Annotated in this window: 17 protein-coding genes; 10 read left to right on the forward strand and 7 right to left on the reverse strand. The window is 61.1% G+C overall.

Features of this window, described 5'->3' with window-relative positions:
• Positions 1-70: 70 nt before the first annotated feature.
• Together BK665_RS06100 and BK665_RS06105 are read right to left on the reverse strand one after the other, a co-directional pair.
• Complete coding sequence (locus tag BK665_RS06100; RefSeq protein WP_123403804.1) at positions 71-1,639, reverse strand: phospholipase D family protein; 1,569 nt, start codon at positions 1,637-1,639, stop codon at positions 71-73.
• A 57-nt stretch (positions 1,640-1,696) separates the two neighbouring features.
• Positions 1,697-3,130 (reverse strand): aminotransferase-like domain-containing protein, encoded by a 1,434-nt coding sequence (locus BK665_RS06105; RefSeq protein ID WP_123403806.1) that lies wholly within the window; start codon positions 3,128-3,130, stop codon positions 1,697-1,699.
• A 179-nt stretch (positions 3,131-3,309) separates the two neighbouring features.
• On the opposite strand from BK665_RS06105, the gene BK665_RS06110 reads away from it, so the two are divergent.
• Positions 3,310-3,555: a DUF1127 domain-containing protein gene (locus tag BK665_RS06110; RefSeq protein ID WP_123403808.1), complete on the forward strand. Its 246-nt coding sequence runs from the start codon at positions 3,310-3,312 to the stop codon at positions 3,553-3,555.
• A gap of 135 nt (positions 3,556-3,690) precedes the next feature.
• On the opposite strand, the gene BK665_RS06115 is transcribed toward BK665_RS06110, so the two are convergent.
• On the reverse strand, positions 3,691-4,983 hold the full coding sequence (locus tag BK665_RS06115) for an NAD(P)/FAD-dependent oxidoreductase (protein ID WP_123403810.1): 1,293 nt from the start codon (positions 4,981-4,983) through the stop codon (positions 3,691-3,693).
• 147 nt (positions 4,984-5,130) lie between these two features.
• Here BK665_RS06115 and BK665_RS06120 point away from each other — a divergent pair, with 147 nt between their 5' ends.
• Positions 5,131-5,484 carry a YkgJ family cysteine cluster protein gene (locus BK665_RS06120; RefSeq protein ID WP_007947437.1) on the forward strand — a complete coding sequence of 118 codons (354 nt, stop codon included), beginning with the start codon at positions 5,131-5,133 and terminating at the stop codon, positions 5,482-5,484.
• 110 nt (positions 5,485-5,594) lie between these two features.
• On the opposite strand, the gene BK665_RS06125 is transcribed toward BK665_RS06120, so the two are convergent.
• Positions 5,595-6,083: an Lrp/AsnC ligand binding domain-containing protein gene (locus BK665_RS06125; protein ID WP_123403812.1), complete on the reverse strand. Its 489-nt coding sequence runs from the start codon at positions 6,081-6,083 to the stop codon at positions 5,595-5,597.
• A 156-nt stretch (positions 6,084-6,239) separates the two neighbouring features.
• Here BK665_RS06125 and dadA point away from each other — a divergent pair, with 156 nt between their 5' ends.
• The 6 genes from dadA to BK665_RS06155 all read left to right on the forward strand — a co-directional run bounded on the left by dadA (position 6,240) and on the right by BK665_RS06155 (position 12,509).
• The gene (dadA, locus tag BK665_RS06130) at positions 6,240-7,544 is read left to right on the forward strand and encodes a D-amino acid dehydrogenase (RefSeq protein ID WP_123403814.1); all 1,305 of its coding nucleotides are present in this window, start codon (positions 6,240-6,242) and stop codon (positions 7,542-7,544) included.
• Positions 7,516-7,869 (forward strand): RidA family protein, encoded by a 354-nt coding sequence (locus BK665_RS06135; protein WP_123403816.1) that lies wholly within the window; start codon positions 7,516-7,518, stop codon positions 7,867-7,869. Before dadA ends, BK665_RS06135 begins: the two co-directional genes overlap by 29 nt.
• Before the next feature lie 96 nt (positions 7,870-7,965).
• Positions 7,966-9,039 (forward strand): alanine racemase, encoded by a 1,074-nt coding sequence (gene alr, locus BK665_RS06140; RefSeq protein ID WP_123403818.1) that lies wholly within the window; start codon positions 7,966-7,968, stop codon positions 9,037-9,039.
• 128 nt (positions 9,040-9,167) lie between these two features.
• The gene (locus BK665_RS06145; protein ID WP_047226150.1) at positions 9,168-9,716 is read left to right on the forward strand and encodes a cupin domain-containing protein; all 549 of its coding nucleotides are present in this window, start codon (positions 9,168-9,170) and stop codon (positions 9,714-9,716) included.
• 180 nt (positions 9,717-9,896) lie between these two features.
• The gene (locus BK665_RS06150) at positions 9,897-10,307 is read left to right on the forward strand and encodes a c-type cytochrome (protein ID WP_123403820.1); all 411 of its coding nucleotides are present in this window, start codon (positions 9,897-9,899) and stop codon (positions 10,305-10,307) included.
• Positions 10,308-10,586: 279 nt separating this feature from the next.
• A complete protein-coding gene (locus BK665_RS06155; protein ID WP_123403822.1) occupies positions 10,587-12,509 on the forward strand; it encodes an acetyl-CoA hydrolase/transferase C-terminal domain-containing protein in 1,923 nt (640 codons plus the stop codon).
• A gap of 113 nt (positions 12,510-12,622) precedes the next feature.
• Here the strand turns inward: BK665_RS06155 and BK665_RS06160 are convergent, their stop codons facing one another.
• Together BK665_RS06160 and rep are read right to left on the reverse strand one after the other, a co-directional pair.
• On the reverse strand, positions 12,623-13,195 hold the full coding sequence (locus tag BK665_RS06160) for a xanthine phosphoribosyltransferase (protein ID WP_054048490.1): 573 nt from the start codon (positions 13,193-13,195) through the stop codon (positions 12,623-12,625).
• Between the two features lie 56 nt (positions 13,196-13,251).
• Complete coding sequence (gene rep, locus BK665_RS06165) at positions 13,252-15,261, reverse strand: DNA helicase Rep (protein ID WP_123403824.1); 2,010 nt, start codon at positions 15,259-15,261, stop codon at positions 13,252-13,254.
• Positions 15,262-15,523: 262 nt separating this feature from the next.
• On the opposite strand from rep, the gene BK665_RS06170 reads away from it, so the two are divergent.
• Positions 15,524-17,197, forward strand: a complete 1,674-nt coding sequence (locus tag BK665_RS06170) for a putative bifunctional diguanylate cyclase/phosphodiesterase (protein ID WP_123403826.1) — start codon at positions 15,524-15,526, stop codon at positions 17,195-17,197.
• Between the two features lie 126 nt (positions 17,198-17,323).
• Here BK665_RS06170 and BK665_RS06175 read toward each other — a convergent pair whose 3' ends face one another.
• On the reverse strand, positions 17,324-18,721 hold the full coding sequence (locus BK665_RS06175) for a NorM family multidrug efflux MATE transporter (RefSeq protein WP_123404344.1): 1,398 nt from the start codon (positions 18,719-18,721) through the stop codon (positions 17,324-17,326).
• A 158-nt stretch (positions 18,722-18,879) separates the two neighbouring features.
• On the opposite strand from BK665_RS06175, the gene BK665_RS06180 reads away from it, so the two are divergent.
• Positions 18,880-19,800: a LysR substrate-binding domain-containing protein gene (locus BK665_RS06180; RefSeq protein WP_123403828.1), complete on the forward strand. Its 921-nt coding sequence runs from the start codon at positions 18,880-18,882 to the stop codon at positions 19,798-19,800.
• Positions 19,801-19,897: the final 97 nt, after the last annotated feature.

Consider the following 19,897-nt stretch of genomic DNA (forward strand, 5'->3'; position numbering starts at 1 on the left):
AGGCGTCATGTCAGCCAACTCAGATGCTGAATGACGCACCGCCTTCGCGAGCAAGCCCGCTCCCACAGGGTTACAGCATTCGTTCAAGTCCTACGGTGGTGCTGAACCACGCGTTAAACCGGCGCCACATGCTTCCCGGTTCCTTGGTCAGCGTATGCAGTTTGCCGTTATCCTCGGTCACCCAGACAATCTGCCCATTTTCCAGTTTCGCCTCATAACTCAGCGGCGGCGCCATGCCTTGCAGCGCCAATTCACGCACATGTGCGGCGAGTTCCGGGCTGTCCACCAGCACGCCGACTTCGGTGTTCCACAGCACCGAACGCGGGTCGAAGTTGAATGAGCCGATAAACGATTTCTGCTGATCGAAGATCATCGCTTTGCTGTGCAAACTCGAATCCGAGCCCTGATACGCCGAGCGGCGGAACAGGTGCGGACCACTGCCGCTGCCGGCGCCGGGCTGGCGTCGCAATTCGAACAGCTTCACGCCGTGCTCCAGCAACGCTTTGCGATACGGCGCGTAACCACCGTGCACCGCCGGCACGTCGGTGGCTTCCAGTGCGTTGGTCAGCAGGCTCACCGAGACCCCGGCATCGGCGCGCCCGGTCAGGTACACCAGCCCCGGTTGGCCGGGCACGAAGTAGGCAGAAATCATGATCAGCTCTTTGCTCACGCCCCTTAGTTCCGGCGCCAATTGCGTGGTCAGCAGCAGTTGCGGATCGGGCTCGCCCTTGGCCAGCACCTTGCTCGGCGCGTCCCACAGCGCCTGGTTCCAGGCCCAGATCAACTCCCGGCGCCAGATGTCCAGGCGTGGGTGCTTGTCGTAGATCATCAACTGTTGATACAGCGCGTGGTTCTGCTTGCGGGTTTCCTGCAGGGATTCTTCGAGGCGCGTGCGGGTGTTTTGCAGGTCCTTGGCCGTCGGTTTGCTCGAGAGGAATTCGTCGATCGGCTTACTCAGGGCGCTATTCCAGTACTGGTCGAAGCTGTGCCCGAGCTGCTCGGCCACCGGTCCGACGCTGAGCATGTCGATGTCGGTGAAATTCAGGTTGGGCTCGGCGTCGAAGTACTCATCGCCCAGGTTGCGCCCGCCGACGATGGCCGCGCTGTTGTCCGCCAGCCACAGCTTGTTGTGCATGCGCCGGTGTTGCAGCGACAGGTCGAACAAACGGCCCATGGCCCGCGTCACGCCAGTGCTGCGCCCAAGGTGCAACGGGTTGAACAGGCGGATCTGAATTTGCGGATGGGCCGCCAGGGTCGCGATGATCTGGTCCAGGCCATCGCTGGTGGTGTCATCGAGCAGGATCCGCACTCGCACGCCGCGATCCGCGGCCTTGAGCAATTCCTCCACCAGCATGCGCGTACTGATGCCGTCGTGGACGATGTAGTACTGCAAGTCGAGGCTGGTTTGCGCGTTGCGGATCAGCTCGGCCCGGGCCATGAAGGCTTCGGTGCTGTTGGACAGTAGCCGAAAGCCCGATTGGCCGTGGTAGGGCGCGGCCTGGGCCTGGATCGAACGGCCAAAGCTTGAATCCGCCGCCGGCAGGGCCTGGCTGGGCTCGCGCGGCACGTCGAGGCTGGCGCAACCACCAAGGAACGAGGCGAGTAACAGAAGAGCGAGTAGGGGCTGTCTGAGGCTCACGTGGGATCGTTCCGATTGGCAATGGTCGGTATATGGACGCGGGTTTGTGGATAAAGGTCAGTCGCTGAGGCAATCAGTTTCCGCCAACAGCTTGATCGCCGCCGCGCCGACCTTGCGCACGGCGTCTTCAATCTGGGCTGTCGGCTTGGCAGCGTAGTTCATCCGCAGGCAATTGCGGTACTTGCCCGAGGCCGAAAAAATGCTGCCGACGGCAATCTGTACGCCTTGATCATGCAGCGCACGATTCAGTTTCAACGTGTCGAAGCCTTCCGGCAGTTCGACCCACAGCATGAAACTGCCCTGTGGGCGGCTGGCCCGTGTGCCGGCGGGAAAATAGCGCGTGACCCAATCGATCATCATCTCGCGATTGCGCTGGTATTGGGTACGCATCCGCCGCAAATGCGGTTCGAAGTGCCCGCCCTTGAGGAAATCGGCGATGGCGATCTGCGCCTGCGGCGCGGTGGAGCCGGTGCTGATGTATTTCATGTGCAGCACCCGTTCCAGATAGCGCCCCGGCGCCACCCAGCCTATGCGCAGCCCCGGCGCCAACGTCTTGGAAAATGAACTGCACAGCAGCACGCGGCCATCTTCGTCGAAGGATTTGATCGTGCGTGGGCGCGGGTAGGTGTAGGCCAATTCGCCATACACATCGTCCTCGATGATCGCCACGTCGAAGCGCTGTGCCAGGTTCAACAACGCCCGTTTACGTGCCTCCGGCATGATGTAGCCCAAAGGGTTGTTGCAGTTGGGCGTCAACTGTATGGCCTTGATCGGCCATTGCTCCAGAGCCAGTTCCAGCGCATCGAGGCTGATGCCGGTGATCGGGTCGGTGGGGATTTCCAGGGCTTTCATGCCCAGGCCCTTGAGGGTCTGCATGGCGCCGTGAAAGCTCGGTGAGTCCACGGCAACAATGTCTCCGGGCTCGCAGATGGAGCGGATGCTGGTGGACAGCGCTTCGTGGCAACCGGTGGTCACCACCAGGTCGGCGGCGCTCAACTGGCAGCCGGAGTCGAGCATCAACCGGGCGATCTGTTCGCGCAGTTCGAGGTTGCCGTGGATGTTGTCGTAATACAGGCCGGGCATGTCCTGGCGCCGACTGATCTGCGCCAGCCCGCGCAGCAGCGGCTTCATGGTCGGCGTGGTGATGTCCGGCATGCCGCGGCCGAGTTGCACCACGTCCTTGCGTGGTACGGCGCGTATCAGCTCCAGCACCTGATCCCACTGGGAAATATCCACCGGCCGTTGCGCCGGGCGGCCCACGGCGGGCAGTTCCGGCAGCTCGCGGCCCATTGGCACGAAGTACCCGGATTTCGGTTTCGGCGTTGCCAGCCCGCTGTCTTCCAGCACCCGATACGCCTGTTGCACCGTGCTCAGGCTGACCCCGTGTTCGACACTCAGCGCCCGCACCGACGGCAGCCGGTCGCCGGGGCGATAGAAGCCTTGTTCGATACGTGTGCCGAGCAATTCGGCGAGATTGACGTAAAGGGTCATGACGTTGCCTCGGTGCAGGTGATTCGGTTAACCGGTACAGATGGGGCAAAAATACGTGATTCAGAGTTTTAAGTAGCCAATCTGTATGGAAATAATACAGTTGCTTTGAATCTGTAATGCTTTTCGCCGTCCGCGCATGATGAAACCTCTGGCTACCCAAGTAAACAGGAGCGATCAACATGAACGGCTTGAGCGATGTGCGGCTGACGTTACACAGTCAGGAACTGGCAGCAGGGCAGCACCACGGCACCCGCGGGGCGCAAATGCGCAATGCGCCGTCCTGCCTCGGGCGCTGGGGTCTGTTCTGGCATCGTCTGCACACGCGCAAGGCGTTGCTGAACCTGACTGCGGAACAATTGCGGGATGTGGGGTTGAGTCGGGAAGAGGCGTTGGCGGAGGGGCTTAAGCCTTTCTGGAGGATCTGAGTATTGTGGCGGTGTTTAGATCCATTCGCGGGCAAGCCTCGCTCCTACAGGTTTCGCGTCGTTCATTGGATCAACGCGAAACCTGTAGGAGCGAGGCTTGCCCGCGAAGGCGCCCATACAGACACCAAAAATCTATCAAACCAACTCTTTAAGCCGATGCCACAACATCCCCAACGCCAACAACGGCGAACGCAAATGCCGGCCACCGGGGAAGGTGATGTGTGGCACCTGGGCAAACAGATCGAACCCGCCACTGTGCTGACCACTGATGGCTTCAGCCAACAACTTGCCCGCCAGGTGCGTGGCATTCACGCCGTGGCCGGAATAGGCCTGGGCGTAATACACGTTCGGCTGTTCCTTGAGCCGGCCAATTTGCGGCAGGCGGTTGGCGCCGATGCCGATCATGCCGCCCCATTGATAGTCGATCTTCACCCCGGCCAGTTGCGGGAATACTTCCAGCATTTTCGGCCGCATATACGCCGCGATGTCCTTCGGGTCCCGACCTGAGTAGTGGCAAGCGCCACCGAACAACAAGCGCCGATCCGCCGAGAGCCGGTAGTAATCCAGCGCCACGCGCTGGTCGCACACCGCCATGTTCTGCGGCAACAGGGCGCGGGCCTGTTCTTCGCTCAACGGCTCGGTGGCAATGATGTAGCTGCCGGCGGGCAGCACTTTGCCGCTGAGTTCGGGGTTGAGGTCGTTGAGGTAAGCGTTGCAGCCCAGCACCAGGGTCTTGGCGCGGACCGAGCCCTGGGCGGTGTGGACTTTCACCTCGGGACCGTAATCGATGCGGATAACTGCTGACTGTTCGAACAGTCTGGCGCCCAATTGCTGCGCAGCCGCCGCTTCACCCAGCGCGAGGTTCAGCGGATGCAAATGCCCGGAACCCATGTCGATCAGGCCGCCAACATAGCGGTCAGAACCAACCACCGAATGCATTTCGTTGGCTTGCAGCAGTCGGGTTTCGTAGCGGTAACCAAGGGTGCGCAGTTCTTCGGCATCCTCGGCGAAACCTTCGAGATCCCGGGGTTTGTTGGCGAGGTCGCAGTAGCCCCAAGTCAGGTCGCAGGGGATCTGAAAACGCTCGACCCGCTGTCGGACGATTTCCACCGCTTCCAGGCCCATGAGCTTCATCTGACGTACGCCGTCGGCACCGATGACATTGGCGAACTGATCGAGGCCATGGCCAACGCCACGAATCAATTGCCCGCCATTACGCCCACTCGCGCCCCAGCCAATCTTATGGGCTTCCAGCAGCACCACGCTGAGGCCGCGCTCCGCCAGTTCCAGCGCCGTGTTCAACCCGGAAAACCCGCCGCCGACCACGCACACGTCCGCCGTCAACTCGCCTTGCAGCACCGGATGATCGGGTTGCGGCAGGCTGCTGGCGGCGTAATAAGAGGCGGTGTGCCGGGCAGGGGCATTCATGCGTGGATTCCTGATGCGTGTGTTTGAAAAAGTTGACGGAGCATAAGCCGGACCTTCCGACACGGGCAACACTGGTCGGTTGCGGCTGTATGGAACTGGCCGGATGCGTCAGAATCGCGCTCTATTCCGCTTTTGGTCACCGCTTCGATGAGCTGCAACAGTCAGAAAATTCGCACCTTGCGCCAGCAGATTCCCTCGTTCGAGTGCGTGCCCGGCTGCCATGACTGCTGCGGCCCGGTCACCACCTCGCCAGAAGAAATGTCGCGCCTGCCGCGCAAGACCCGCGCCGAGCAGGATGCGGCAATGGACGAACTCAATTGCGTACACCTGGGCCCCAACGGCTGCACCGTGTATGACGAGCGGCCGCTGATATGCCGGCTGTTCGGCACCACCAAGACCTTGCCATGCCCTAATGGGCGCGGGCCGGTGGAGTTGATTCATCCTCGGGTGGAGAAGCAGATTCATGAGTACATGGCGTCTACCCGGCAGGTCCTCGTCTAGAGGAAGACCGAGTCGTCTGCATTCGCGAGCAAGCCCGCTCCCACAGGGGAGCGCATTCCAATGTGGGAGCGGGCTTGCTCGCGAAGGCGTCCGCCCAGGCACTGCAGAAATCAATCCGGAATCGGCAAGCTCAAGCTCTCTTTCACTTCTTCCATCACGATATAGCTCTTGGACTCCCGCACATGGGGCAGTTTGAGCAAAATATCGCCCAGCAATTTGCGGTACGAGGCCATCTCGGAAATCCGCGCTTTCACCAGGTAGTCGAAATCCCCCGATACCAAATGGCACTCCAGCACATGGGGCAGTTTCAGCACCGCGCGTCGGAACTCTTCGAAAGTATCGCCGGATTTGTAGTCGAGGCTGATCTCGACGAACACCAGCAAGCTACCCTTCAAATGCTGCGGATTGAGCCGGGCGTTGTAGCTCATGATGATGCCCTCGCGCTCCAGCCGGCGGACCCGCTCAGTGCAGGGCGTGGTCGACAGGCCGACCTTTTCCCCCAGCTCGGTGAAGGAGATGCGCCCGTCCGCTTGCAGGATCCGCAGGATGTTGCGGTCGATCTTGTCCAGCTCACGTTTGGTCTGAGTGTTGGTACGCATAGGGGATGCGCCTCCGTGAAAAGGGTTTTTGCCGAGAATTGTCGCCAAATATAGGCACTTATATAGTGAAAAGCACTGGCTAATCTTTTTTAAACTGCCCGCATCTTCGGTCTGAACAACACACGTCAGCGGTACGCCGCGATGAGGGACAAAAAAATGCGCGTCATGGTCTTGGGTAGCGGCGTTATCGGTACGGCCAGTGCTTACTACCTGGCACGTGCCGGGTTTGAAGTGGTGGTCGTGGACCGGCAGCCGGCTGCGGCCATGGAGACCAGTTTCGCCAACGCCGGGCAGGTCTCGCCAGGTTATGCCTCGCCGTGGGCCGCGCCGGGCGTGCCGCTCAAGGCCATCAAGTGGCTGTTGCAGCGCCACGCGCCGCTGGCGATCAAGGCCACCGCCGACATCGACCAATACCTGTGGATGGCGCAGATGCTGCGCAACTGCACCGCCAACCGGTACGCGGTGAACAAGGAGCGCATGGTCCGCCTGTCCGAGTACAGCCGTGACTGCCTCGACGAATTGCGCGCCGAAACCGGCATTGCCTACGAAGGCCGCAGCCTGGGTACGACCCAACTGTTCCGCACCCAGGCTCAGCTCGACGGCGCCGCGAAAGACATCGCCGTGCTGAAAGAGTCCGGTGTGCCGTTCGAACTGCTCGACCGCGCCGGCATTGCCCGGGTCGAACCGGCCCTGGCCAGCGTTACCGACATCCTCGCCGGTGCCCTGCGCCTGCCGAACGACCAGACCGGCGACTGCCAGATCTTCACCACCCGCCTGGCCGAAATGGCTGTGAAGCTGGGTGTGGAGTTCCGTTACGGCCAGGACATTCAGCAACTCGACTACGCCGGTGATCGCATCAACGGCGTGTGGATCGACGGCAAGCTGGAAACCGCCGACCGCTACGTCCTCGCCCTCGGCAGCTACTCGCCGCAACTGCTCAAGCCGCTGGGCATCAAGGCCCCGGTGTATCCGCTCAAGGGTTACTCCCTGACCGTGCCGATCACCAACCCGGCGATGGCCCCGACCTCGACCATTCTCGACGAGACCTACAAGGTCGCGATCACCCGTTTCGATAACCGCATCCGCGTTGGCGGCATGGCTGAAATAGCCGGTTTTGACCTGTCGCTGAACCCGCGTCGGCGCGAAACCCTGGAGATGATCGTCAACGACCTTTATCCTCAGGGCGGCGATCTGGCCCAGGCGAGTTTCTGGACCGGCCTGCGCCCGACCACCCCGGACGGCACGCCGATCGTTGGCGCGACCCCGTTCAGCAACCTGTTCCTCAACACCGGTCACGGCACCCTCGGTTGGACCATGGCCTGTGGTTCCGGTCGTTTGCTGGCGGACCTGATGGCGAAGAGAACCCCGCAAATCAGCGCCGAAGGCCTCGATATTTCCCGTTATGGCAGCAAAATCAAGGAGTCCGCAAAACATGGCAATCCAGCGCCAGCTCACCAATGAACGCATGAGTCAGATCGTCGCCCACAACGGTACGGTGTACCTGGCGGGGCAGGTCGGCGATGACATGAGCGCCGGGATTGAACAGCAGACCCGTGAAACCCTGGCCAACATCGAGCGTTTGCTCGACCTGGCCGGCACCGACAAGAGCCACATCCTGTCGGTGACGATTTACCTGAAAGACATCAACGCGGATTTCGCCGGCATGAACTCGGTGTGGGACAAGTGGCTGCCAAAAGGCGTTGCCCCGGCCCGTGCCACGGTTGAGTCGAAGCTGTGCGAACCGGAAATCCTGGTTGAGCTGTCAGTGGTTGCCGCACTGCCTTAATCGGTTGTAACGATCCCTCTCCCGGTGCTGTTGGCGGTTCACGCCGTCAGCCAGCGCCGGTTTTTTATTCCCATGACCGCCTAGAAGTCTGCCGCCATGCGTCCTGCCCGTGCCCTGATCGACCTTCAAGCCCTGCGTCAAAACTATCAAATCGCCCGTGAAATCACCGGGGCCAAGGCCCTCGCGGTGATCAAGGCCGATGCCTACGGCCATGGCGCGGTGCGTTGCGCCCAGGCGCTGGAAGCCGAGGCGGACGGTTTTGCGGTGGCGTGTATTGAAGAAGCGCTGGAGCTGCGAGCCGCTGGGATTCGGGCGCCGGTGCTGTTGCTGGAAGGTTTTTTCGAAGCCGATGAGTTGTCGCTGATCGTCGAGCATGACTTCTGGTGTGTGGTGCATTCGCTGTGGCAGCTCGAAGCGATCGAAAAGGCTGCGTTGAGCAAGCCGATCACGGTCTGGCTGAAACTCGATTCGGGCATGCACCGGGTGGGCTTGCATCCAAAGGATTTCCAGTCGGGTTATCAACGGCTCCTGGCCAGCGGCAAAGTGGCGAAAATCGTCTTGATGAGCCACTTCGCCCGGGCCGATGAGCTGCACGAACAGGCCAGTACCGAGCAAGTCGCGGTGTTCGAAGCGGCGCGCCAGGGCTTGTCCGCCGAGATCAGCCTGCGCAACTCGCCGGCGGTGCTGGGTTGGCCGCAGATCAACAGCGATTGGGTACGTCCGGGCATCATGCTCTACGGCGCCACGCCTTTCGAAGAAGCCAACGCCGTGGCCTCGCGCCTGCAACCGGTGATGACCCTCGAATCGAAAGTGATTTGCGTGCGCGAATTGCCGGCTGGCGAGCCCGTGGGCTATGGCGCCAAGTTCATCACCCAGAAGCCGATGCGCATTGGCGTCGTGGCGATGGGCTACGCCGATGGCTACCCGCGCCACGCGCCGACCGGTACGCCGGTGCTGGTGGCCGGGCAGCGCAGCCAGTTGCTGGGCCGGGTGTCGATGGACATGCTTTGCATCGACCTGACCGACGTGCCGCAAGCCGGGCTCGGTTCGACCGTCGAGTTGTGGGGCAAAAACGTCCTGGCCAGCGAAGTAGCCATGGCCGCCGACACGATTCCGTACCAGATCTTCTGCAACCTGCGCCGGGTGCCGCTGCTCTATTCCGGGGCTTGACCGCAAACGCCGCGCGTCGGAAGTCGCCTCACCGAACGGGATTCAGGCCAAAGTGTTGTAAATACTGAACGCTGTCGCCATGATAACGCTCAATATCCTTACAACCTGAATCCCTGGAGGCTCCAGCATTGGACGTCGGTGAACGACTGCAATCCATCCGTAAGCTCAAAGGTCTTTCGCAGCGTGAACTCGCCAAACGCGCGGGCGTCACCAACAGCACCATTTCGATGATCGAGAAAAACAGCGTCAGCCCCTCGATCAGTTCGCTGCGCAAAGTGTTGGGCGGGATTCCCATGTCCATGGTCGAGTTCTTTTCCGAAGAAATCCTGCAGGAAAAACCGACCCAGATCGTCTACAAGGCCAACGAGCTGATCGATATTTCCGATGGCGCCGTGACCATGAAGCTGGTCGGCCGGGCGCACCCGAGCCGGGCCATTGCATTCCTCAATGAAATCTACCCGCCGGGCGCCGACACCGGTGACGAGATGCTCACCCATGAGGGCGAGGAAACCGGAATTTTGGTGGAGGGGCGGCTAGAGTTGGTGGTCGGTGCTGAAACTTTTGTGCTCGAAGCCGGCGACAGCTACTACTTTGAAAGTACCAAGCCGCACCGTTTCCGGAATCCGTTCGACGCACCGGCGCGACTAATCAGCGCAGCCACGCCGGCGAATTTCTAAAGAAAGAGGCGTCCTGCCAGCACGGTGAAGGCGCCCGAACCGTTTTACGCCACGCAACAAGACCCCTTTGATTTTGGGGTTGTTTCAGTGTGGCGGGCTTGCCGTTATACTTGCGCCCGCCTGCGAACCGTGGCGCGGGCGTGAATAGCCACCATTGAGGGTGAACGCGTGAACCTAATTATGAAAATGCTGGCTGCACCAGCAACTGTATTGGCCCTATGGGCAGTGAGCGCACAAGCTTCTACCACCGACGACATCGCCAAGCGCCTTGAGCCTGTCGGTCAGGTCTGTGTAACAGGTCAAGAGTGTAAAGGGATGGAAGTCGCTGCCGCTACCGCCGGCGGTGGTGCAAAGGCGCCTAAAGACGTTATTGCAAAACATTGCAACGCTTGCCATGGCACTGGCCTGCTGGGCGCGCCAAAAATCGGCGACAAAGCTGCCTGGAAAGAGCGCGCTGATCACCAGGGCGGCCTCGACGGCATCCTGGCCAAAGCCATTACCGGTATCAATTCCATGCCGCCAAAAGGCACCTGTGCCGATTGCTCCGATGACGAGCTGAAGGGCGCCATCAAAGAGATGTCCGGCCTGTAACCTGCCAGCATCTTTCGCGAAAAAGCCGCTTGCGAGCGGCTTTTTTGTGCCTGCGATTTGCCCTGAAGACCATCACAAAACCACTGTGGGAGCGGGCTTGCTCGCGAAAGCGGCACATCAGTCAACATTTAGGGTGACTGACACACCGCTTTCGCGAGCAGGCTCGCTCCCACAGGGGTCATCAGTGTTTGCATGAATTGGTATCTGTGACTGTTTTTTGCAGCAAAGACCCGGCAAGCTCGGTCCAACCCCAATTCACGGAACGTGCGGGAGGATCAGATGGTGCAGTTGTGTTCAATCGAACAGGCGGTCGATGACGTACTGGCGCGGTTGCCGGCGCATATTCACATGGGCCTGCCCCTGGGTCTGGGCAAACCCAACCACTTCGTCAACGCGCTGTTCCAGCGTGTCGCGCAACTTCCCGAGCGGCGGCTGACGATCTACACCGCTCTGTGCCTCGGCCGGCCCTCCTTGGGCGATGGCCTGCAAAAGCGCTTCCTCGAACCGTTCATCGAACGGGTCTTCGGTGATTACCCGGAACTGGATTTCCTCGCGCCGCTGCAAAAAGACAGCCTGCCGCCCAACATCCAGGTCCAGCAATTTTTCATGCAGCCTGGCAGCCTGTTGCACAGCGCCCAGGCCCAGCAGGATTACGTCAGCAGCAACTACAGCCACGCTGCCCGGGACATCAACGCCGCCGGTTTGAACCTGGTGGCGCAATTGGTAGCCAGCCATGGCGACCATCCCGATCGCCTCAGCCTGAGCTGCAACCCGGACATCACCCTCGACCTGTTGCCGATGATCGCCAAACGCCGGGCGGCGGGGGAGACGGTCCTGATCGTCGGCCAGGTGCACAACGATTTGCCCTACATGCCCGGTGATGCCGAAGTCGGCATGGACGCGTTCGACCTGCTGATCGACGAGAAGGACAACACCACGCTGTTCTCCACGCCAAACATGCCGGTGGGTTTCCAGGATCACTTTATCGGCCTGCACGCCAGCACGTTGGTGCGCGATGGCGGCACATTGCAGATTGGCATCGGCTCCATGGGCGATGCGCTGACGGCGGCATTGCTGGCGCGCCAGGCGGATAACGCCGGATACAAGGCGTTACTGGCGGATCTGAACCTGAGCCAGTGGGCGCAGTTAATCGAGCGCGAGGGCGGCGTCGAACCCTTCGTCACGGGCCTCTACGGTTGCAGCGAGATGTTCGTCAACGGTTTGCTGGTGCTGGCCGACGCCGGGATCGTACGGCGCAAGGTCTACCCGGACGTGCCGACCCAGCAACAGGCCAACGCCGGCACCCTCGACGAAACGGCGCAAACCGACGGCATCTCGGTGCACGGCGGGTTCTTCCTCGGGCCGCGCAGTTTCTACGAGCGCCTGCGCGAGTTGCCCCAAAGCAAGTTGCTCGAATTCAACATGACTCGCATCAGCTACATCAACGAGCTCTATGGCCAGGAAGAACTCAAGCGTTTGCAGCGCCTCGATGCGCGGTTTATCAACACCGTGTTCACCATGACCCTGATGGGGGCCGGTGTGGCGGATCAGTTGGAAGACGGGCGGGTGCTCAGCGGCGTCGGCGGGCAGTACAACTTCGTCGCCCAGGGCCATGCCCTGGAAGGTGCGCGTTCGGTGCTGATCCTGCGCAGTTGGCGCGAGTCTGGCGGTGAGGTCAGTTCGAACATCGTTTGGGAATATGGCCACTGCACCATTCCACGGCACCTGCGGGACATCGTGGTCACTGAATACGGCATCGCCGACCTGCGGGGCAAGACCGATGCGGCGGTGATCGAGGCGTTGTTGAACATCAGCGATTCGCGCTTCCAACCGGGGCTGATCGAACAGGCTCAAGCCGTTGGCAAGTTGCCGAAGAACTTCCGCATCGATCCACGCTTCGCGGACAACAGCCCTCAGCGTTTGCAGGACATCAAGGCGCGACACCCGAACCTGTTTCCGGAGTATCCGCTGGGCTGCGATTTCACCGAGGTGGAGCGGGACGTGTTGCGGGCGCTGAACTGGTTGAAGAGCAAGTTCAAGCTGAGCGAGATTCTGGAATTGGGCAAGGCTGCGCTGGATGCGCCGGAGGCAGCGCAATACCCGGAGCATCTGGAGCGGATGCAACTGACTGACACGGACGGGTTGAAAGAGGATTTGTTTCAGCGGTTGTTGCTTACGGGCCTTAAAGCCACCGCCATTTAACGCCCAACAGAAATCAAATGTGGGAGCGGGCTTGCTCGCGAAAGCGCAGTGTCAGTCACTGTTGATGTCGACTGACACACCGCTTTCGCGAGCAAGCCCGCTCCCACATGGGTTTATTCGATGAAGGTCACGACGCCGCCAGCCAACGACTGAACGCGAGCCAACGACTCAACCCGATAACCCTGCGCATCCAGTTCCGCACGTCCACCCTGGAACGACTTCTCAATCACAATCCCCAAACCGGCCACGGTCGCACCAGCCTGCTTGATGATCGAAATCAGCGCCTGGGACGCCTTACCGTTAGCCAAAAAGTCATCGATGATCAGCACGCGGTCGCTGCTGGTCAGGTGGCGCGGGGAGATGGCCACGGTGCTTTCGGTCTTCTTGGTGAACGAGTAAACAGTCGCCGACAGCAGGTTTTCAGTCAGGGTCAGGGACTGTTGCTTGCGGGCGAAGATCACCGGCACACCGAGGTTCAGGCCGGTCATGATCGCCGGAGCAATGCCCGAGGCTTCAATGGTGACGATCTTGGTGATGCCCGAATCCTTGAACAGCGTGGCGAATTCGTCGCCGATCAGCTTCATCAGGGCCGGGTCGATCTGGTGGTTCAGAAAGGCGTCGACTTTCAGGACCTGATCGGAAAGCACGATGCCTTCTTCGCGAATTTTCTTGTGCAGTGCTTCCATGAAGCTTTCCTCTACGGACGCCTGTGCGTCCAGGGCTGGTTAAAAAGTAGTCGATTCTAGCGCTTTAACATCGCGCGTATATCCGCCAATGCGGTGTTGCCGCGAACGGCTTTGACTTCAACGGGTGTGTCGTCGTTGCCTTCCCAGGCCAGGTCGTCCGGCGGCAGCTCATCGAGGAAGCGGCTGGGCGCGCAATCGATGATCTCGCCGTACTGCTTACGCTTGGCGGCGAAGGTGAAGGCCAGGGTCTGACGCGCCCGGGTAATCCCGACGTACGCCAGTCGGCGTTCTTCTTCAATGGTGTCGGCTTCGATGCTGGAACGGTGCGGGAGGATTTCCTCTTCCATGCCCATGATGAACACGTAGGGGAATTCCAGGCCCTTGGAGGCGTGCAAGGTCATCATCTGCACACCTTCGGCGCCGTCTTCCTCTTCCTGCTGACGCTCGAGCATGTCCCGCAGGACGAGTTTGCCGATGGCGTCTTCGACGGTCATCTCGCCTTCTTCGTCTTTCTCCAGGGTGTTTTTCAACGCCTCGATCAGGAACCAGACGTTACCCATGCGGTAGTCGGCAGCCTTGTCGCTGGAGCTGTTGGTGCGCAGCCAGTTCTCGTAATCGATGTCCATGACCATGCTGCGCAGGGCCGAGATCGGGTCTTCGCCGGCGCACTGCTCGCGGACCTTGTCCATGAAGCGCTTGAAGCGCGACAGGCGATCGGTGAAGCGCGTGTCCAGATGCTCGCCCAGGCCGATTTCGTCGGTGGCGGCGTACATCGAGATTTTGCGCTCGGTGGCGTAGTTGCCGAGTTTTTCCAGGGTGGTCGAGCCGATTTCCCGGCGCGGTACGTTGATCACTCGCAGGAAGGCGTTGTCGTCGTCCGGGTTCACGATCAGCCGGAAGTAGGCCATCAGGTCTTTCACTTCCTGGCGTCCGAAAAAGCTGTTGCCGCCGGAGAGTCGGTAAGGAATCTGATGGTGTTGCAGCTTCAGCTCGATCAGCTTGGCCTGGTAGTTACCGCGATAGAGGATCGCGAAGTCGCTGTACGGCCGGTCGGTGCGCAGGTGAAGGGTCAGCAACTCGACGGCCACGCGCTCGGCTTCGGCGTCTTCGTTGCGGCAGCGGATCACGCGAATTTCGTCGCCGTGGCCCATCTCGCTCCACAGTTGTTTTTCAAACTCGTGGGGGTTGTTCGAGATCAGCACGTTGGCGCAACGCAGGATGCGGCTGGTGGAGCGGTAGTTCTGCTCCAGCATCACCACTTTCAGGGACGGGTAATCGTCCTTGAGCAACATCAGGTTTTCCGGGCGGGCGCCGCGCCAGGCGTAGATCGACTGGTCATCGTCGCCCACCACGGTGAACTGGTTGCGCGTGCCGATCAGCAGTTTCACCAGCAAATATTGGCTGGCGTTGGTGTCCTGGTATTCGTCCACCAGCAGGTAGCGAACCTTGTTCTGCCACTTTTCGAGGATGTCGGCGTGTTCCTGGAAGAGTTTTACCGGCAGCAGGATCAGGTCGTCGAAGTCCACCGCGTTAAACGCTTTGAGCGTGCGCTGATAGTGGGTGTAGACGATGGCGGCGGTCTGCTCTTTCGGGTTACGCGCGTTTTCCAGGGCTTCGGCGGGCAGAATCAGGTCGTTTTTCCACGAGCCGATCATGTTCTTGATTTCGTCGACGCCGTCGTCGCCCGCGTATTCCTTCTGCATGATGTCGGTCATCAGGGCTTTGACGTCAGTCTCGTCAAAGATCGAGAAGCCCGGCTTGTAGCCCAGCCGCACGTGTTCCTTGCGGATGATGTTCAGGCCCAGGTTGTGGAACGTGCACACCGTCAGGCCACGGCCTTCGCCGCCCTTGAGCAGGGTGCCGACCCGTTCCTTCATCTCCCGCGCAGCCTTGTTGGTAAAGGTCATGGCGACGATGTACTGAGCACGGATGCCGCAGTTCTGGATCAAGTGCGCGATCTTGCGCGTGATCACGCTGGTCTTGCCGGAGCCTGCACCGGCGAGCACCAATAGAGGGCCGCCGACGTAGTTCACGGCTTCTTGCTGCCGGGGATTGAGTCGGGACATACGGAATCAGGGAGTCATCTGTGAAATGGGCCGGCATTTTAACAGGCTCAGCGAATTGTGCTGCTCTCTCCGACTTGTGACGCAGCACGCGATCTCTATTTGCCGGTTTTGTTACTTTCACGCAGGATGCGCGGAGAATTTGCGGCTAATGTTCGTATTCCAGACACAAAGCCGTGTTTGATAACCGGTGTCATTTGGTCATTGGTTACCGGCGCGGCATAATGCCCGCCGCCTACATCATTGCAGAGTCTAGGGAGCTAGCTTGTCTACGCCTGTCGAACCCTTGCGTTTGCTGCTACTGGCCGAAGAGCCAGCGTGGGCAGCGTTGTTGCGCGAGTGTCTGGCTCCAATGGGGAGCTCGGCAGTGCTGATCAGCGCGCCGAGTTGGGAGTCGGTCAGCAGTCTGTTCGAGGACAACCGCCACGCGGTGTTGTTGACGATCCCGGCCCTTCAGCCCGCGCCCGGCCGTTGCAGCCTGCCGACGGTGTTGTTGCTCGAACACGAACCGTCAGCGCCGCCCGATGGTGTGAGCGACTGGCTGGTGCGTGATCTGCTCGATCCCGGCATGTTGCGCCGCTGCCTGCGCCATGTGCGCGAGCGCGGCGTGCTGGAAAACACCCTGCAACGCCTGGCCGAGCAAGACCCGCTGACCGGCATCGCCAACCGCCAGGGTTTCCAGACCTTGCTCGCGGCGCGTCTGGCGGAAAACGACGGTCGCGGCCTGGCCCTCGGTCACCTCGACCTCGATAATTTCCGTTACGCCAACGATGCCCTTGGCCATCAGGCTGGCGACCGGTTGATCCTGCAAGTGGTCGCGCGGCTCAAAAGCCAGCTTGAGGCCGGCGATCAACTGGCGCGCCTCGGCAGCGATGAATTTGCCCTGCTGATCGACACCCGCCGCGCGCCGCAACGCGCGGAGTGGATGGCTGAACGCATTACCGAAGCCCTGGCCGAGCCTTACTGGATCGATGGCGAAAGCCTGTTGATCGGCTCCAGCCTCGGGATTGCCCATGCCCGTGCCCAGGCCGGCGCTGACCCGTTGATGTGGCACGCGCACATCGCCATGCAGCAGGCTAAAAGCACCCAGGGCTGCACCTTTCACATCTTCAACGAACGCATCAACCGCAATGCCCGCAGCGTCGCCGACCTCGAAAGCGAACTGCGCCGGGCCTTGCGTCGCGATGAGTTGGAACTGCATTACCAGCCGCGCCTGAACCTGCAAGACGGCCAGATCGTCGGCCTCGAAGCCCTGGTGCGCTGGCGCCATGCCGAACGGGGCTTGCTGCCGCCGAGCGAGTTCGTGCCGCTGGCGGAGCAGAGCGGTTTGATCGTGCCGTTGGGTTACTGGGTGATTTCCCGGGCCCTGCGCGATATGCAGGCGTTGCGCGAACGGGGTCTGCCGGCGTTGCACATGGCGATCAACCTGTCGTTCCGCCAGTTTCAGGACAGTCAGTTGCTCTCGACGCTTAGCCGCTTGATCAGCGAGCGCGGCGTCGAAGCGCAATGGCTGGAATTCGAACTGACCGAAACCGCGGTGATGCGTCGCAGCGATCTGGTCAAGCAGACCATGGACGCCCTCGGCCGCCTCGGCGTGCGTTTCTCCCTCGACGACTTCGGCACCGGATTCTCCTCGTTCGTGCACCTCAACAGCCTGCCGATTACCTTGCTCAAGGTCGACAAGAGCTTTGTCGGCGGCATGGAAGAACGGGAAGAGAACCGCAAACTGGTGCACGCGATGATCAACCTGGCGCACAACCTCAACCTGGAAGTGGTGGCCGAAGGCGTGGAAACCCCGGAGCAGCTGGATTTGTTGCGTGGGTTTGGGTGTGATCAGGTGCAGGGGTATTTGATCAGCAAGCCGTTGCCGTTGGCGGAACTGGTTGAATACCTGACCTTCGGCTCCAGTCAGCAGCCCGCCCTCGAAATCGTGAGCTAACACCGACCCCAATGTGGGAGCGGGCTTGCTCGCGAATGCAGTGTGTCATTCAGCCTTGATGTGACTGATACACCGCATTCGCGAGCAAGCCCGCTCCCACAGGAGATCGCATTTCACCGGGGCATCTCAGTCCGGCTGGGGGATTTCGAAGCGCTGCTGCACCGCCGGCTCCCGCCGAATCATCCGCTTCATCTTCCACTCAAACGCCAGCGTCAGACTCACCGCCGCACACGCCAGCCCCAGCGCCAGACCCCACCAGACGCCCGTCGGCCCCCAGTTCAGATTGAACGCCATCACCCACGCCGCCGGCGCGCCAATCAGCCAGTAGCAACCGAGCCCGACCAGGAACGTGGTCTTGGCATCCTTGAGCCCGCGAATGCAGCCCATGGCGATGGTTTGCGTGCCGTCGAACAGCTCGAACCACGCCGCCACCGCCAACAGGCTCACGGCCAGGTCGATGACCGGGCGGAAGGCCGGGTCGTTGTGGTCCAGGAACAAACCGATCAACTGATTCGGCAATAGCCAGAAGACCATGGCGAAAGCGACCATCGAGGCGCCGCCAAACGCGATCCCGACCCGCCCCGACAGCCGCGCGTCGAGCAATTGCCCGGCGCCGTAATGCTGGCCGATGCGCATGGTGATCGCGTACGACAGCCCCGCCGGCACCATGAACGCCACGGAGACAATCTGCAGGGCAATCTGATGCGCCGCCAATTGCGTGCTGCCCATGGTGCCCATGCACAACGCTGCGAAAGCAAACAACCCGACTTCCACCGCGTAGGTGCCGCCGATCGGCAGGCCCAGGCGCCACAGTTCTTTAAGGTACTGGCGGTTCGGCCGCGATAGGCCCTGGCGCAACGGGTAAGCGTCGTAAGCCGGATGCCGCCGAATGTGCAGCGCCAGGGCTACAGCCATCAGGTTGGCAACAATCGCGGTCACCAGGCCAATCCCCACCAGACCCATTTTCGGCAAGCCGAACATGCCGGTGATGAACGCGTAGTTCAGGGCGAAGTTGGCCACGGTGCCGCACAGGCTGATCACCATCACTGGCGTCGCCCGGCCGATGGCGCTGGTGAAACCGCGCAGGGCCATGAAGCTCAGGTAGCCGGGCAGGGCGAACGGCAGGAACGTCAGGAACAGCCCGGCGGAGTGCACGTTGGTTTCGGTCTGGCCAAACAGCAGCAACACCGGTTTGAGGTTCCACAGCAGCAAACCGGCCACCAGCGCCATCAACCACGCCAGCCACAACCCGGCCTGGGTCAGCCGTGCCGCGCCGACGATATCGCCCGCGCCTTTACGAATCGCCACCAGAGTGCCGACCGCCGCGATCACGCCGATGCAGAAAATCGACACGAACGAGTAAGTCGCCGCGCCCAGGCCACCGCCGGCCAGCGCCTCGGGGCTCAGGCGCGCCATCATCAAGGTGTCGGTGAGGACCATCAACATGTGCGCCAACTGCGAGGCAATCAACGGCCCCGCCAGCCGCAGGATGGCCCAGAGTTCGGTACGTGCTGGATGCTGCATGGTCATCACGCTCCATTGGCAGTGTTAATGGGGAAGGCTCGATTCTCGGCGCTCTGCGGGGTTTGCACAAAGGGATAAAAAGGATGGGTGGCATGATTAAAACTCATCTAGCGGGGTTTCTGATAAGTTGGCCCCATCCCGCTATAGGAGCTTTCTGCATGTCTCGTCGGCTTCCTCCCTTGTATGCCCTGCGCGCATTCGAAGCGGCAGCGCGGCATAGCTCCTTTACCCGCGCAGCGGAAGAGCTGTCGATTACCCAAAGTGCGGTCAGTCGGCATATTCGTACGCTCGAAGATCACTTTGCCTGTCGGCTGTTTCACCGCAGCGGTCGCAACCTGCAATTGACCGAATCGGCGCGGCTGATCTTGCCCGGCATCCGCGAAGGCTTCACCGCGCTGGAACGCGCCTGCAACACCCTGCGCGCCGAGGACGACATCCTGCGCATGAAAGCCCCGTCGACCCTGACCATGCGCTGGTTGCTGGCGCGGCTCAGCCGCTTCCGGCATGTGCAACCGGGCAACGAAGTGCAACTGACCAGCGCCTGGATGGACATCGACACCGTGGACTTCAACCACGAACCGTTCGACTGCGCGGTGATCCTCAGCCGAGGAAATTTCCCACCGGACTGGGAGACGACCATGCTGTTCCCGGAAGAGCTGATCCCGGTCGGTGCGCCCAATCTGCTGGACGACCAGCCCTGGGACGTCGCCCGACTGGCTACCACCGAACTGCTGCACCCGGCTCCGGACCGCCGTGACTGGCGCAATTGGTTGGAACGCATGGGCCTGGCCGATCAGGTGTCGCTCAAGGGCGGGCAGGTATTCGACACCCTGGAGCTGGGCATGATCGCCGCTGCACGGGGTTACGGCGTGTCGATGGGGGATTTGCTGATGGTGGCCGAGGACGTGGCCCAGGGACGTCTGAGTTTGCCGTGGCCGACCGCCGTTGCCAGCGGTGAGAAATATTACCTGGTCTGGCCGAAAACCCGCCCCGGCGGTGAACGCATGCGCCGGCTCAGCGATTTCCTACAGGGCGAAGTGCGGGCCATGGAATTGCCGGACGTTGAACGCCTGAGCTGAATCTCCGGCGAAACCCATTCCACAGGTCATGCGCCAAAACCGGGCTAATTACTCAAGTATTCAGGTTTGCCGCCGAAAATCTGCAGGTGGGACCTTC

It is taken from the genome of Pseudomonas frederiksbergensis, from assembly GCF_003732665.1.
In the GTDB taxonomy this organism is placed as follows: Bacteria; Pseudomonadota; Gammaproteobacteria; order Pseudomonadales; family Pseudomonadaceae; genus Aquipseudomonas; species Aquipseudomonas frederiksbergensis_G.